We start from the raw sequence: 15,271 nt of genomic DNA on the forward strand, positions 1-15,271 counted from the left end.
GCGGGGGCGAAGGGGGCGTCCCGGCCGTCTCGGAGGCGAGCCGCAGGCCCGCAACGGATGCCGAACCCCCGGCAGGACGGTCGTGCCGTGCCGTGACCGGCGGTTCAGCGGCTTGGCGTCGATCCTCCGAGATGACATGCTCGGCACTCCCGTCCACTCGTCGTCTACGCGGTCCGGCCGTCGGCGGCTCACTGCGCGAAACGGCGCCTTGCCCGGCTTTCGAGCTGGGACCCGTTTCATGAGACGGGGGAAATGCCGCCCTGGTTCTCTGACGGCACCGATGACGGAGTCGTGACGCGGGGCGTCGCGCAGGCCGTGGGGCGCGTCGGCCCGGGCGAAGGAATCGACGTCTTGCCCGCCCGAGTCCATGACCTGCACTTTTTTGTGCAGAGGACGTTTCTCGCCGAGGACCGGTGCTCATCCGCCGGCATCGGCGGATGAGCACCGGCGCCCGTCGGCACGCGACCACGGCCCGCGCGACCGGAGGGCCCGCCGGGAGACCTCAATGCACGACGGCGAGCACCAGGGAGGCGACGGCCAGGGCGAGATAGGCGGCCGGGAACGCGATGTTGTGGAAGACGCGGGCCCGGATGTGAACGAAGACAGCGCCGATGAAGAAGGCCGCAAGTCCGGTCGCCGCGGCGACGGCGATGAGGTCGAAGCCGAGCAGGCCGAGGGCCAGCCCGGCGGCGCCGGCGGCCTTGAGGGCGGCCAGGAGCGGCAGGGACCGGGGCGGCACCCCCACTTCGGCCGAGTTGGCCATGACGAAGCGGGCCTTGGCCAGATCGGCGACGGCGATCGCGGCGTTGGCCACGATCGTGATCACGGTGACGGCGATGTATGCGGCGGTCATGGTGCCCTCACTCCTCGACATGCGGGCTCTCCTCGATGCGCAGACGGGCCAGGCGGTGAGGGTCGGCGACGACGTCGTAGTGGGTGATGCGGCCCCCGGCGATGCGGAAGATCAGTGCGGTGCGCACTCGCCGATCCGACCAGATCGCGATTCCCGGACGTCCGTCGACGGTGACCAGGCGTGCCCGCCGGGCGTTCTCCCGGAGCGCGCGGGTCTCGGCGACCACGGCCCGCACTCCCCGCACCCGCTGCGGGGCGCCCGCGGGAAGGGCCTGCGGATCGGCCGTCCTGGTCACCTCGGGGTGGAGGACCGCGACGAGACCGTCGAGATCGCCCTCCCGGGCGGCCTTCAGGAAGGCGCTCACCACCCGGCGGGCCTCGCGCGGGTCGGCTTCCGGCCACGCCCGGGGCTCGGCGGCCCGGCGCAGCCGCCCCCGGGCGCGGCTGCCCAGCTTCTTGGCCGCCCCCGGGGTGGTGCCCAGGATGCGGGCGATCTCCTCGAAGGGCATGCCGAAGACGTCGTGCAGGATGAACGCGACCCGCTGCGGAGGGGTCAGCTCCTCCAGCACGACCGTGACGGCCTCGGTCAGTTCACCGGCGAGGAGCGCGACCTCCTGCGGGTCGTCGCCGCCGCCCCCGGCGGCCGCGGGCAGATCCTCCGGCCGCCGCGGAAGCTCACGCGACCGGCGGAGCAGGTCCAGGCACAGCCGGGTCACCACGGTGGTCAGCCATGCCTGCACGTTGCGGATGCCGGCGCCGTCGGCGCGGACGTATCTGGTCCAGGCCTCCTGCACGACGTCCTGGGCGTCGGCCTCCGACCCGAGGATGCGGAACGCCACGGCGAGCAGGTGCGGCCGCTCCCGTGCGAAGGCCTCCGCCCGGTCCCCGGCGCCGCCCATCCAGAGCCCCCTTCCGCCGGTCCCGTCGGTCACAGTCCGAAGCCGTGGTCCCCGACGCGTTCCACGACCTGGGGGCGGGGATACCCGCCCTCGACGCACTCGGCGATGATCCCGGGCAGCCGCCGGGTGGCCTCGAGGTCCATCAGCGGGTTGCGGTCCTCCTCCGCCAGCTCGATCAGCGCGAGGAAACGACGACCGCCCGGCACCCGCCAGTACGCCGGCCGCACACCGTCCGGCCGCTCTTCGGCCAGCGCGTCGAAGGCGGCGGCCAGCGCCCGTTCGACCCGGGCGGCCCCCTCGGCCGAGACCGTCTCGAACTCGATCACCCGCTGCACGCCCATCCGTCTCCTCCTGCCGTCTGCGGTTCGTCCGCCCACCAGACGCACCGGCGGCGCAGAAGGTGACCCCGCCGGCCGCCCGGGGCGCACGGTCCATCCGGTCGCCGTCATGCGACGGACCCGGCGGCGCCGTGATCAGGTCGTCGCCCGACATGCGGCGGCCCCGCGCAGGCGATCCGTCGCCTGCGCGGGGCCGCGCGCACGCGTTCGTCAGGCGTCAGGCGTAGCTGGGCAGCAGCCGCTCATGGGCCTCGCGCAGCTCGTGCAGCGGGATGGAGAACAGGCCCTCGACGGTGAAGGAGTCGCCGCCGACCACGCCGATCTGGGTGGCCGGGACGCCGGCGGCCTCGCAGAGCTGGGCGAGGCGGGCCTCCGAGCCCGGCCGCACCGCGACCACCGCGCGCGCCACCGACTCGCTGAACAGCGCCACGAACGGGTCGCCGGGCAGGGTCACCCGCACGCCCAGCCCGCCGCGCAGGCAGGACTCCACCAGCGCCTGCGACAGACCGCCGTCGGACAGGTCGTGCGCGCCCGACAGCAGGCCCTCGTGCGCGGCGGACACCATCACCGCGGCCAGCGCCCGCTCGGCGGCCAGGTCCACCAGCGGCGGCAGCCCGCCCAGGTGCCCGTACACCACGTGCGCCCACTCCGACCCGCCGAACTCCTCACGGGTCTCGCCGAGCAGCACCACCCTGTGACCTTCGGCGGGGAAGCCGATGGTCACCCGGCGCCGGACGTCGTCGTGCACGCCCAGCACGCCCACCACGGGGGTCGGGTTGATCGGCTTGTCGTCGGTCTGGTTGTAGAAGCTGACGTTGCCGCCGGTGACCGGCACGCCCAGCGCCTGGCAGGCGTCCGCCAAGCCCCGGGTGGCCTGGGCGAACTGCCACATCACCCCCGGGTCCTCGGGGGAGCCGAAGTTGAGGCAGTTGGTGACCGCCAGCGGACGCGCCCCGGTCATGGCGACGTTCCGGTACGCCTCCGACAGCGCGAGCTGGGCGCCCGAGTACGGGTCCAGGCGGGTGTAGCGGCCGTTGCCGTCCAGCGACACGGCCACGCCCAGGCCGGACTCCTCGTCCAGCCGCAGCACCCCGGCGTCCTCGGGCATCGCCAGCACCGTGTTCCCCAGCACGTACCGGTCGTACTGGGAGGTCACCCACGTCTTGGCGGACAGGTTGGGGGAGGCCGCCAGCCACAGCACCGTGTTGCGCAGGTCCTCGGCGTTGGCGGGACGGGCCAGCCGGCCGGGGGTGTCGGCCTGCAGCGCCGCCAGGTCCGCGGGCGGCTCCTGCGGCCGCTCGTACACCGGGCCCTCGTCGGCGGCGGTGCCCGGCGGGATGTCCACGATCACCTCGCCCCGCCAGGTCATCACCAGCCGCCCGGTGTCGGTGACCTCGCCGATCACCGTCGCGGGGATCTCCCACTTGGCGCAGATCTCCAGGAACCGGTCGACCTTGGCGGGCTCCACCACCGCCATCATGCGTTCCTGCGACTCGCTCATCAGGATCTCTTCGGGCCGCAGGGTGGGGTCGCGCAGCGGCACCGCGTCCAGCACGATGTGCATCCCGCCGGCGCCGGCCGCCGCCAGCTCCGTCGTCGCGCAGGAGACGCCCGCCGCCCCGAGGTCCTGGATGCCGACCACGAGGTCCTCGCGGTACAGCTCCATGCAGCACTCGATGAGCAGCTTCTCCATGAACGGGTCGCCGACCTGGACGCTGGGCCGCTTGGCCTGCGACTCCTCGTCGAAGGTCGCCGACGCCAGCACCGAGGCGCCGCCGATCCCGTCCGGCCCGGTGGCGGCGCCGAACAGGATCACCTTGTTGCCGGGGCCGGGGGCGTGCGCACGCTTGATGTCCTCGTGCCGCATCACCCCGATGCACAACGCGTTGACCAGCGGGTTCTTCTCGTAGCAGGGATCGAAGACGGTCTCCCCGCCGATGTTGGGCAGCCCGAGGGAGTTGCCGTAGCCGCTGATGCCGGCCACCACGCCGGGCAGCACCCGCTGGGTGTCGGGGGCGTCGGCGGGACCGAACCGCAGCGAGTCCATCACCGCGATCGGCCGCGCCCCCATCGACAGGATGTCGCGGACGATGCCGCCCACCCCGGTCGCCGCGCCCTGGTAGGGCTCCACATAGGAGGGGTGGTTGTGGGATTCGACCTTGAACGTCACCGCCAGGCCGCGGCCCACGTCGACCACTCCGGCGTTCTCGCCCATGCCGACCAGCAGCGCCTCGCTCTGGGGCGCCTTCTCCGCGAACTGGCGCAGGTGGACCTTGCTGCTCTTGTAGGAGCAGTGCTCGCTCCACATGACCGAGTAGATCGCCAGTTCCGCCGAGGTGGGCCGGCGTCCGAGGATCTGGCGGACCCGCCGGTACTCCTCCTCGTTCATGCCCAGCTCGACGTACGGCTGCCGCTGGTCGGGCGTCCGTTCCGCCACGGCCACCGTGTCCACCGGCATCGACTCGACCACCACGCCGGGTGCGCGTTCGCCCTCGGCGTCGTGCGGGTGGGGCGCCACCGGCGCGCCGGCGAACGAGCCGTCCTCCCGGGCCGGGGGCTCTGCGCCCTCGCCGGGGACGGGCGTCCCCGTCGGCGGCGTGCCGCCTTCGTCTTCAGACCGGCCGAGCGCGACGAGCGCCGCCAGGTCGGGGTGCTCTCCGGGCACGGGCTGCGGTCCGGTCCCGGTCGCACCGGCCTCGGGCCGCTCCGGGTGCTCGCCTCCGACCGCGGGCTGGGGTCCCGTGCCGGGACCGCCGGCGGCCGCGAACGGCTCACCGGACACCGGAGGCTGCGGCCCGGTGCCGGGTCCGTCCTCCTGCGCCGGGGCGGGTCCGCCCGGTGGGACGCCGGGGCCGGCGGGCGGCTCTGCGGCGACGGGCGGCTGCGGGCCGGTCGCGGGTCCGGCGTCGGGCGCGGGCGCGCCGGCCTCGACGGGCGGCTGCGGGCCGGTGCCGGGTCCGGCGTCGGGCACGGCCGGACGCTCGCTCACGGGCTCCTGCGCCGGGGCGGGTCCGCCGGGGGCCGCGAACGGCTCGTCGGACACCGGCGGCTGCGGGCCGGTGGCGGGGCCGCCCTCCTGCGGGGCGGGGATGTCGGAGCCGGTGATGACCGGAGGGGCCGCCGGCGGGTGCTCGTCGGTGTCGGAGGGCTCCCCAGGGGTGTCCGCGGCCGGAGGCTCGGCGGGTGCGGAGTCCGCCGGGCGGGCGAACGGGTCGTGTTCGGGGTCGTCTGCGGCCAGTTCCGCGAACCACTCCGCGGTGGGGCCGTCGGACGGATCGCCCGACACTCCGCCGTTGTCGGGGGTGCGCTCGGTCATGGGTTCTCTCCGTTCGCCTCGGGCCGTGGAATGGGAGGGGCGGGCGCGCTCAGCCGACGCCCACCTGGCCCAGACCGGCCTTGACGATCGAGGTGAAAAAGCCGAGTCCGTCGGTGGACGGACCGGTCAGGGACTCCACGGCGTGCTCGGGGTGCGGCATGAGGCCGACCACGTTGCCGGCCTCGTTGCAGATGCCGGCGATGTCGTTGAGCGAGCCGTTGGGGTTCAGGTCCAGGTAGCGGGCGACGACGCGGCCGGTGGACTCCAGCTCCTCCAGCGTGTCGGGGTCGGCCGTGTAGCGGCCGTCGCGGTTCTTGACCGGGACGACGATCTCTTGCCCTTCGGAGTATTCGCCGGTCCAGACGGTGTCGGCGTTGTCGATGCGCAGCCGCTGGTCGCGGCACACGAAGTGCAGGCCGGCGTTGGGCAGCAGCGCGCCCGGCAGCAGGTGCGCCTCGCACAGCACCTGGAAGCCGTTGCAGATGCCCAGCACCGGAAGCCCGGCGCGGGCGGCCGGGATCAGTTCGTCCATGATCGGCGCGAACCGGGACAGCGCCCCGGCGCGCAGGTAATCGCCGTAGGAGAACCCGCCCGGCAGGATCACCGCGTCCACTCCCTGCAGGTCGTGGTCGGCGTGCCACAGCGACACGGGCTCGGCGCCCGCCAGCCGGACGGCGCGGGCGGCATCGCGATCGTCGAGGGAGCCAGGGAAGGTGATGACCCCCACCCGGGCAGCGTTCATGGTTGCGGATCCTCCGGAGCCGAGTAACGGGTGCGGTGCGGGCACCGGCGGCCACCGGCGTGTCGTGCCCTCGCAGGGCCCAATCTACCTGGCGCTGTGTGCGAGGTCTCCCGCGAGGCGACGCATCGGAGACTCGTCCTTCCAGGTCAGACGCTTGCTGAGGAGGACGGTGGTGCCCCGTCCGGGGCTGGTGTCGAACGTCACGTCGTCCACCAGCGCGTGCATGATCTTGATGCCTCGGCCGGATTCGGCGGACTCGTCGCACTCGGCGGGCGTGTGGGTCAGGCCGCGGCCGTGGTCGGAGACGGCGAGCACGCACATCCCGTTCTCGACCCGGGCCCAGACCTCATAGTCCAGCGGAGTCTGCGAGTGCTGGATCACATTGGTGCAGGCCTCGGAGGTGGCGACCAGGATGTCCCCGATGCAGTCCTCGGACACGCCCAGTCCGCGCAGCGCGTCGCCGAGCACCCGGCGAAGCACCCGGACGCTCAGCGACTCGCGCGGGAGCGCGAGCGAGAACTTCATGTTCACCGGCCACCTCTTTGCTGTGAGATCTTCGACCTGGGAGAACTTCCCCCGCCTTGTGACGTGTAACCGCCGTGCCCACGGGACTTTCGGTGAACTGTCGGCGCCGGCGTGGGGGAAACCGGTTACTCTTTGTCAATTCACCGTCACGGGCGTGATCCGTTGTTCATTCGTCCACGACCTGCACGTGGAAGTTCTCGATGACCGGGTTCGCCAGCAGGGTTTCGGCGATCTTGCGGACCTGCTCCAGAGCGGCCTCGTCGGCCGGGCCGTCGAGCTCCAGCTCGAAACGCTTGCCCTGGCGCACGCCCGTGACGCCGGTGAACCCCATCTGCGGCAGTTTGCGGGCGATGGCCTGTCCTTGCGGATCCAGGATCTCCGGCTTGAGCATGACGTCGACTGCGACGCGTGCCACGGCCGCCCCCCTCAGATGATGACGTGCTGTCCGTACCGCGGCCCAAGCGTACGGTACGGCTCACCTCAGGCCGTGCACGCCCTGCCGGCCTTGTGACTGCTGTTGTCGGTGTGGAGCGCTATACATTCGGCCGTGACCCCCCGTCTTTGGAGTCGCCGATGAACGTCGAGGAGCTCACTCCGCCTGAGCGCGCCCTGTGGGAGGCGTTCGCGGCGGGCAAGTCCGTCGATCTCGGTACCGGCGATCCGATGCTGGACAGCCCCGCCTACGGGGACCGGTGGGGGCCGGAGCGGATGATCCGCGCCGAGGTGCTGCTGGCCCTGCTGCTCGGCCAGGTCGAGGCCGCCCCCGGTCAGGTCGCCGCGGTCCAGCTGTCCGGGGCGCGCATCATCGGGGCGTTGAACCTGGGGCACGCCGAGGTGACGGTGCCGCTGTCGTTGAACGGCTGCTACTTCGACGAGGCCCCGCACCTGTACTGGGCCGCCATGAACAGCGTCCACCTGATGGGCTGTCAGCTGCCCGGCCTGGTGGCGTCCGGCGCCCGCATCGACGGGCACCTGTGGCTGGAGGGCAGCAGCATCGCCGGCGGGCTGTGGCTGGACGGCGCCCACATCAGCGGCATCCTCAACATGTCCGGGGTGCAGCTGATCAACCCGCAGGGCGATGCGCTGCTGGGCGACCGGCTCACCGTGGACGCCAACGTCTACTGCGACAAGGGCTTCACCGCGCACGGGGAGGTGCGGCTGCCCGGGGCGACGGTGGGCGGGCAGCTGATCTTCCGGCAGGCCACGCTGCACAACCCCTCCGGCGCCGCGCTGTACGCCAGCCGGCTGAACGTGGCGGCCAACGTGTTCTGTGACGGCGGGTTCTCCGCGAACGGGGAGGTGCGGCTGCGCGGGGCGAAGGTCGGCGGCTACCTGTCGCTGGTCGGCGCGCAGCTGTCGCATCCGGAGCGGACCGCGCTGAACGCCGACGACCTGTCGGTGGAGACCGACGTGTACTGCTCGGACGGGTTCACCGCCATGGGGGAGGTGAGCTTCGCCGGGGCGCGCGTCTCCGGCCAGCTCAGCCTGCGCGGCGCACGACTGACCAACGAGCGCGGGGTGGCGTTGAGCCTGCAGCGGCTGCAGGCCGAGGAGGTCCTGCTGCGGCCCGCCGAGCGGATCAACGGCATCTGTGACCTGTCGTTCGCCAAGATCAACGTGCTGCGCGACGACCCGGCGACCTGGGCGGTCCGCTACCAGCTCGACGGCCTGTCGTATGAGACGCTGGATCCGCCGCTGGACGCCAAGGCGCGGCTGGGGTGGATCCGCCGCGACACCGACGGCTATCAGCCCCAGCCCTATGAGCGGCTGGCGCAGACCTATCGCGCGCTGGGCCTGGACGCCGAGAGCCGCACCGTGCTGCTGGCCAAGGCCCGGGACCGGCGCAAGACCCAGAGCCTGCCGCGCAAGGTGGTGGGCTGGGCGCAGGACATCCTGGTCGGGTACGGGTACCGCCCGTTCCGGGCGGCGAGCTGGCTGGCGGGGCTGCTGGCGTTCGGGACGGTCGTGTTCGGCCTGCATCAGCCGCCGCAGCTGGAGGCCGAGCAGAACCCCTCGTTCAACGCGTTCTTCTACACGCTGGACCTGCTGCTGCCGATCGGGTCGCTGGGGCAGGAGCAGTACTTCAGCCCGCAGGGCGTCTACCAGTGGATCGCCAACTTCATCTCCATCGCGGGGCTGATCCTGGGATTGACCGTCACGGAAGGGGCGACGCGGGCGCTGTCGCGCAGCTAGAGCGGCGTGTTAGCTTTTCGGGCCATGGCGAAGCGGCGCATGCCTTCACTGGCGGGACGACGGGTGCTGATCACCGGGGCCGCGCGGGGGATCGGCGCCGCCCTGGCCGAGCGGCTGCACGAGCGCGGTGCGCGGGTCGCGTTGGCGGGACTGGAGCCCGAGCGGCTCGCCGAGACGGCGGCCCGCTGCGGGGACGCCCCCTGGTGGGAGTGCGACGTGACCGAGCGCGACCGGGTGGAGGCGACGGTGGCCGGCGCGGTGGACGCGCTCGGCGGACTGGACGTGGTGGTCGCCAACGCCGGGGTCGCGGCGCAGCTCCCCATGATCGGGGGAGATCCGGCGGTGATGGAGCGCACGCTTCGGGTGAACGTCCTGGGCGCTTATCACACGCTGCGCGCGGCCGGGCCCCATGTGGCGCATCGGCGCGGGTACGCGCTGGCGGTGGCCTCGCTGGCGGCGGCGGTGCAGGTGCCGCTGCTGGGCGCCTACAGCGCCTCCAAGGCGGCCGTCGAGGCGATGGGCAACACGCTGCGGGCCGAGCTGCGGCCGTACGGGGCGCGCGTCGGCGTGGCCTACTTCGCCGAGCTGGACACCGACATGACGCGGCGCGGGTTCGGCACGCAGGCGGCGTCCGTGCTGCTGGGCGGGGGCCCGGCGATCACCGGGGTCACCCCGCTGAAGGTCGGGATCGACGCGTTGGAACGTGGGATCGCCTGGCGTTCGCCGCGGATCGTCGCCCCCTGGTGGGTGGGGGCGGCGCTGCCGCTGCGGGCGGCGATCCAGCCGGTGATGGACCGGCTGGTGCAGCGGCGGTTGCGGGAGGCTCTGGAGGTCGCACGAGGGGAGCGGGTGACGTTGACCACCGAGCAGCCCGGCGACGCGCGATGAAACCCCGGGTCCGGCCCGGCCGGCTGCGCGAGGTGGGGGTGTTCACCTGGCTGTTCGCGCACGCCGCCGGATGGGTGATGCGGACCGCGCATCCGCCGAACCTGTTCCTGACGCTCGGGCGGCGGCGCGGCCTGTTCCACGGGTGGCTGTGGTTCGCCGGCCGGCTGATGCCGGGCGGCCGGCTGCCGCGCCGGGACGGCGAGCTGGTCATCCTGCGGGTCGCGCATCTGCGGGACTCCCGCTACGAGTGGGAGCACCATGTGCGGCTGGCCCGCCGGGTCGGGCTGCGGCCCGCCGACATCGAGCGGGTCCGGCGCGGCCCGGACGCCGAGGGGTGGACGCCCCGCCAGCGCGCCCTGCTGGCCGCCGTCGACGCGCTGCACCGCGACCGGGACCTCGGCGAGGAGGTCTGGGCGGAGCTGCGGCGGCATCTCACCGAGCCCGAATGCATTGAGTTCTGCATGCTGGCGGCCCACTACGAGATGCTGGCCACCGTCATCGCCGCGCTGCGGATCCAGCCCGACGTCCGCCGCTGACCGGCCGGGGCGCGCTCCCCGCCGCGCCCTGACCCGTGCCCTGAGGGTGCGCCGGGCGGACTCCGGGCGTGCTCGGGACCCGCCCGGCGCGATCTGTGCGCGGACCCGCACGCGACCTGTGCGCGACCTGTGCGCGACCTGTGCGCGACGTGTGCGCGATCTGTGCGCCGCCGGTGCGCGGCCGGTGCGCGGCCGGCCGCGTGGTCGATGCGCGGCCGGTGTGCGGTGGGTGTGCGGCCGCGCGGTCCATGACCGGCCCGTGCGCATCCGGTGGCCGGTCTTCCTCCGTACGGCGGATCCCCTCTGTTCCTGCGCAGATGCCCCCGCCCTCGGATCGGCCGTTGTATAAACCGAGTACTCGGTCTAATAATGAGGTCATGGACACGGGGAACGGGTCGGACCGTCACCGGCTCATCTGGAACGGGGGAGTGCTCGAGCTGGCCGCCCGGCGGGCGGGGGTGCGCACCGCGGTGACCCTCTACCGCGACGGCCGACGGATCGCCGAGAAGACGGGCCTCGGCCGGGTGACGCTGCCGTTGCCGCGGCCGGCCGAGGAGAGCGCGGAGGAGGACACGGAAGAGATCGGGCCGCCGACGGTGCTGGCCGTCGCCGTGCCGGGCCGGCTCCTTCAGGCGTTCCTCCTGGTGCCCAGGACCGCCGGCGGCCGGGACGACGACGGGGACGGCAAGGACCGGGACGGCGGGCCCCCGGGCTCTGCGCCGGAGGGCCCGGAGGACCTGCCGGAGGGACTGGCCGAGCTGGTGGGGGCCGCGACGGCCGAACGGCACCGGTTCGAGCCGCCGCCGGGGACGCTCGCGGGCCGGTTGTGGGCGTTCGAGCACCGGCACCCCCGGCTGTGGGCGTCACGGCACGTGGCGGCGGCCACGGCCAAGTCCGCCGCCGGACTGCTGGGCATCGCGGTGTTCTTCGGGGTGCTGCTCGACCGGATCGTCGAGTGGATCTTCCGGTTGATCCCCGACGTCGGTCTGCCCGCCCTCCCGCTGCCGAAGGTGGATCTGCCGTCGATCCCCTGGCCGGACGTCGACCTGCCGGAGCCGCCGGACGTGTCGCTGCCGGGCTGGGCGCAGGCGATCCTGCGGACCGCCAAGTACTGGGTCCCGATCCTCATCGCCGTCGGGGTGGCGGTCGAGGAGGTCAGGAGACGGACCAAGCGGGAGGCCCGGGCGAAGCGGGACGCCGGGCCCGCGGATCGGGACGCGGATCGGGACGCGATCGGCGAGCCGGGGCGCCATATGACGCCGGCACCGGCGGTGACCGGCCAGGATGGTGGGGCAACCCGCTCTACAGGAGACGACGACCGACCCGATGCGCACCGTTGACCCCGAAAAGCACCGGCAGCGACGGCGGCAGATCATCGAGGCCGCCACGACGCTGTTCGCGACCAAGGGACTGGCCAAGACGACCACCGCGGAGATCTGCCGGGCCGCCGGGATGAGCTCCGGCAACCTGTTCCACTACTTCCCGTCCAAGCAGGCGATCTTCTACGCGATGTTCGAGCTGGACCGGGAGGAGTGGGACGCCGCGCTCAAGGCCGCGCTGGCCGACCCGGACCCGTGGGCGGCGCTGATGCGGGTGGTGGACCGGATCGCCGCCGAGGCCGCGCATCCGCTGATGCCGGGGCTGATCGTGGAGGTCCTGGCGCAGGCGCATCGGGACCCCGAGCTGGCCCGGCTGGTCGCCGAGAGCGACCGGCGGCTGTTCGAGGGGATCGCCGCCCTCGTCGAGCGGATGCGGGATGAAGGGCTGGCCGATCCGGGGCTCGCGCCGGAGGAGGCCGCCCGCTGGGTCGTGATCATCACCGACGGCTTCCACACCCGCGGATACGCCGAGCCGGACCGGGACCGCGCCGCGGAGGTCGCGGTGGCCAAGGAACTGATCGCCCGGATCCTCCGCTACACCGGGCCGCAGACCCCGGAGGGCTGACCCCGCCCCGCCCTCCGGGTTTTGTCACTTGGTCCAATAAGTCGAATGTGAAAACGCTCACACTCGCCTGTAGTACGCGCGTAAACAGTTTTTTACGGTCGCTGGTGGCTCAACGGCCGGCACCTCGAGGAAACGAAAGGCGTACTTCATGGCGAGCGGTCGACACACCGGCGGTTCCCGATCACGCATCCGGAGAAGAGCGCGCGCGTTCCTGGTCACCTGCATGGGCGCGGTGCTGGCGGCGGCGTCCATCACCGCCGCGCCCACGCAGGCGGCGGCCGCCACCGCCCCCGGCAAGGACCCCTTCTACACGCCCCCCTCATCGCTGAACGGACAGCCGGGCGACATCATCCGCTCCCGGCAGTCGGTCTTCACCCTCGCGCCGATCACCAAGCTCCCCTACCCGGGCGTCAAGTCCTGGCAGGTGATGTACCAGTCCACCTCGGCCACCGGGGAGCCGATCGCGGTGACCGGCACCGTGCTGGTGCCCACCAAGAAGTGGACCGGACAGGGCAGCCGCCCCCTGGTCTCCTACGGGGTCGGCACCCGCGGGCTCGGCGACTCCTGCGCCCCCTCCTACACCCTGTCCCAGGGCACCGACTACGAGGGCCTGTTCATCGCCAACGCCCTGAACCAGGGCTGGGCCGTCGCGATCACCGACATGCAGGGCCTGGGCACCCCCGGCATGCACACCTATGAGGTCGGCCGCGCCCAGGGCCACGCCGTGCTCGACATGGCCCGCGCCGCGCTGAAGCTGGAGGCCGCCGGCCTGAACGCGCAGACCCCGGTGGGCCTGATGGGCTACTCCCAGGGCGGCACCTCCGTCGGCTGGGCCGCGCAGCTGGCCGACTCCTACGCCCCCGAGCTCAACCTCAAGGGCGCGGCGACCGGAGGCGTTCCCGCCGACCTGATCGCCGTCGCCGACCACCTGGACGGCAACATGGCGGTGGCGTTCGCGTTCATGGCCGCCGTCGGGTTCGACGCCGCCTACCCGGAGCTGAACCTGGAGGGCTACCTCAACGACCGGGGCCGCCAGCTGCTGCAGCGGGCCCAGGACGTGTGCCTGACCAGCATCGACGGCGTCGTCACCCTGATCGACACCGCGTTCGACGACATCGACGACTATGTGACGACCAACCCGCTCAACACCGAGGCCTGGCGGAACCGGCTGAACGAGCACAAGCTCGGCTCGATCCGCCCCAGCGTCCCGGTGCTGCAGTACCAGGGCCGGATCGACAACATCATCCCCTACGGCCAGGCGGCCACCCTGCGTCAGGACTGGTGCCGGCTGGGCGCCAACGTCACCTGGCGGCCCGACCCCATCGGCACCCACGTGACGGGCATGGTGACCTACCTGCCGCAGGCCACCTCCTTCCTGGCGGACCGGTTCGCCGGCAAGCCGGTCTCCGGCAACTGCTGACCGCCTCGAGGAGCGCTCACCCGCGACGGCCGTCGTGAGCGGGTGACCGACCACCCCCGGCGGGGCGGGCCGCGCACCGCGGCCCGCCCCGCCGGCGCGTGTCCGCCCCGCCGCCGGCGTCGCGGCGGGCGCCCGGCCGTCGGCGGACCCCGCCGCCGGTCCGCCGCCTCAGGCCTGGAGGGTGACCAGCAGGGCCTCGGTCATCTCCTGGATCGCGTACGCCGGCCCCTCCCGGGTGTTGCCCGAGTCGCGCACCCCGCCGTAGGGCTGCTGGTCGGCCCGGGCGGTCGGCACCTCGTTGATGAGCACGCCTCCGAAGTGCAGGGTCTTGGCGGCCTTGAGCGCCTTGCCCAGGTCGGCGGTGAACACCCCCGCCTGCAGCCCGTACCGGGAGTCGTCGGCCAGGCGCAGGGCCTCGTCGAAGTCCGCGTACCGGGTGACGGTCACGATCGGGCCGAACACCTCCTCGCACTGCACCCGCGTGTGCGGCGGCGCCCCCTCCAGCACGGTCGGCCGGAAGATCCCGTTGCGGGCGGCCTCCCCGCCGGTGAGGAGCTTGGCCCCCGCCGCGACCGCCTCGTCCACCCATTCCCGCATCCGGGCGGTGTCGTCCCGGGTGATCAGGCACGACACGTCGGTGTGCTCGTCCATCGGATCGCCCAGCCGCAGGTCCTCCACCCGCGGCAGCAGCTCCTCGAGGAAGTCGTCGGCGATGTCATGGTGCAGGTAGATCCGCTGCGTCGAGATGCACGACTGGCCCGCGTGCGCGAACCCCGCCACCGCCGTCTTCGACGCGGCGGTCCGCCAGTCCGACGGGGAGTCCACGATGAGCGGCGAGGCGGAGCCCAGCTCCAGCCGGACCTTCTTGCGCGCCGCCCTGGCCGCCAGCCCCCAGCCGACCTCGGCCGACCCGGTGAACGTGATGTAGGCGACGTCCTCGTGCGCGACCAGCGCATCGCCCACGGTGCCCCCGCCGCCGGTGACCACGTTGATCCATCCGGACGGCACGCCCAGCCCGTTCAGCAGCTCCGCCAGCAGGATCGCCGACACCGGGGTCTGCGAGGCGGGCTTGAGCACCACCGGGCAGCCCGCCGCGATCGCCGGGGCGACCTTGTGCGCCACCAGGTTGAGCGGGAAGTTGAACGGCGAGATCGCCGCCACCACCCCCACCGGCACCCGCAGCGTGAAACCGGTCTTGCCGGCCCCCGGCGGGGTGGCCTCCAGCGCGATCATCTCGCCGGCGAACCTGCGGGCCTCCGCCGCCGCGAACGCGAACGTCTCCACCGCGCGGGACGCCTCCACCCGCGCCGTCTTCAGCGGTTTGGCGGCCTCCAGCGCGATCGCCCGGGCGAAGTGGTCCCGGCGCTCGTGCAGCGCGGCGGCGGTCTGCTCCAGCACCCGCACCCGGTCCGCCCGGGGGAAGTCGTCGCGGCGCAGCGCCTCGGCGGCGGCCCGCACCGCGCGGTCCACGTCGCGCGGGCCGGCCACGGGGACCCGCGCGACCAGGGAGCCGTCGTAGGGGGCGCGCACCTCCGCCCGGCCGTGCTCACCGGCGGGGATCCACTCTCCGTTGATCAGCATGCCGGGGATGCCGAAACGGGGCTCGTCGGGGTCCATC

The 15,271-nt window shown here is 73.2% G+C and carries 14 protein-coding genes; 6 read left to right on the forward strand and 8 right to left on the reverse strand.

Annotation, left to right across the window (positions count from 1 at the left end; translation table 11 throughout):
* Positions 1-502: 502 nt before the first annotated feature.
* The 7 genes from EIO00_RS04195 to purS form a co-directional block, all read right to left on the reverse strand.
* Complete coding sequence (locus EIO00_RS04195; RefSeq protein WP_140175564.1) at positions 503-853, reverse strand: DoxX family protein; 351 nt, start codon at positions 851-853, stop codon at positions 503-505.
* Between the two features lie 7 nt (positions 854-860).
* Positions 861-1,751: a sigma-70 family RNA polymerase sigma factor gene (locus EIO00_RS04200; RefSeq protein WP_140175565.1), complete on the reverse strand. Its 891-nt coding sequence runs from the start codon at positions 1,749-1,751 to the stop codon at positions 861-863.
* Between the two features lie 29 nt (positions 1,752-1,780).
* Positions 1,781-2,092, reverse strand: a complete 312-nt coding sequence (locus EIO00_RS04205) for a hypothetical protein (RefSeq protein ID WP_140175566.1) — start codon at positions 2,090-2,092, stop codon at positions 1,781-1,783.
* A gap of 214 nt (positions 2,093-2,306) precedes the next feature.
* Entirely contained in the window at positions 2,307-4,559 is a 2,253-nt protein-coding gene (gene purL / locus EIO00_RS04210; RefSeq protein WP_422100024.1) for a phosphoribosylformylglycinamidine synthase subunit PurL, read from the reverse strand.
* An 895-nt stretch (positions 4,560-5,454) separates the two neighbouring features.
* Positions 5,455-6,147 carry a phosphoribosylformylglycinamidine synthase subunit PurQ gene (gene purQ, locus EIO00_RS04215; RefSeq protein WP_140175567.1) on the reverse strand — a complete coding sequence of 231 codons (693 nt, stop codon included), beginning with the start codon at positions 6,145-6,147 and terminating at the stop codon, positions 5,455-5,457.
* An 84-nt stretch (positions 6,148-6,231) separates the two neighbouring features.
* Complete coding sequence (locus EIO00_RS04220) at positions 6,232-6,672, reverse strand: ATP-binding protein (protein ID WP_140175568.1); 441 nt, start codon at positions 6,670-6,672, stop codon at positions 6,232-6,234.
* Positions 6,673-6,838: 166 nt separating this feature from the next.
* Positions 6,839-7,087 (reverse strand): phosphoribosylformylglycinamidine synthase subunit PurS, encoded by a 249-nt coding sequence (gene purS, locus EIO00_RS04225; RefSeq protein WP_140175569.1) that lies wholly within the window; start codon positions 7,085-7,087, stop codon positions 6,839-6,841.
* 158 nt (positions 7,088-7,245) lie between these two features.
* Between purS and EIO00_RS04230 the strand changes: the two genes are divergently transcribed.
* From EIO00_RS04230 to EIO00_RS04255, 6 genes are all read left to right on the forward strand, one after another.
* Entirely contained in the window at positions 7,246-8,865 is a 1,620-nt protein-coding gene (locus EIO00_RS04230; protein WP_140175570.1) for a hypothetical protein, read from the forward strand.
* Between the two features lie 24 nt (positions 8,866-8,889).
* On the forward strand, positions 8,890-9,753 hold the full coding sequence (locus EIO00_RS04235) for an SDR family NAD(P)-dependent oxidoreductase (RefSeq protein WP_140175571.1): 864 nt from the start codon (positions 8,890-8,892) through the stop codon (positions 9,751-9,753).
* Complete coding sequence (locus EIO00_RS04240; RefSeq protein ID WP_140175572.1) at positions 9,750-10,289, forward strand: carboxymuconolactone decarboxylase family protein; 540 nt, start codon at positions 9,750-9,752, stop codon at positions 10,287-10,289. The genes EIO00_RS04235 and EIO00_RS04240 overlap by 4 nt, the downstream gene beginning before the upstream one ends.
* 377 nt (positions 10,290-10,666) lie before the next feature.
* Positions 10,667-11,629: a hypothetical protein gene (locus EIO00_RS24085; protein WP_161602643.1), complete on the forward strand. Its 963-nt coding sequence runs from the start codon at positions 10,667-10,669 to the stop codon at positions 11,627-11,629.
* Positions 11,616-12,233, forward strand: coding sequence for a TetR/AcrR family transcriptional regulator (locus EIO00_RS04250; RefSeq protein ID WP_161602644.1), 618 nt, complete (start codon positions 11,616-11,618; stop codon positions 12,231-12,233). The genes EIO00_RS24085 and EIO00_RS04250 overlap by 14 nt, the downstream gene beginning before the upstream one ends.
* A gap of 223 nt (positions 12,234-12,456) precedes the next feature.
* Positions 12,457-13,653 (forward strand): lipase family protein, encoded by a 1,197-nt coding sequence (locus EIO00_RS04255; RefSeq protein WP_140175574.1) that lies wholly within the window; start codon positions 12,457-12,459, stop codon positions 13,651-13,653.
* Positions 13,654-13,821: 168 nt separating this feature from the next.
* Here EIO00_RS04255 and EIO00_RS04260 read toward each other — a convergent pair whose 3' ends face one another.
* Complete coding sequence (locus EIO00_RS04260) at positions 13,822-15,270, reverse strand: aldehyde dehydrogenase family protein (RefSeq protein ID WP_140175575.1); 1,449 nt, start codon at positions 15,268-15,270, stop codon at positions 13,822-13,824.
* Between the last annotated feature and the right edge of the window lies 1 nt (position 15,271).

Source organism: Thermomonospora catenispora (assembly GCF_006363815.1).
Taxonomy (GTDB): Bacteria; Actinomycetota; Actinomycetes; order Streptosporangiales; family Streptosporangiaceae; genus Thermomonospora; species Thermomonospora catenispora.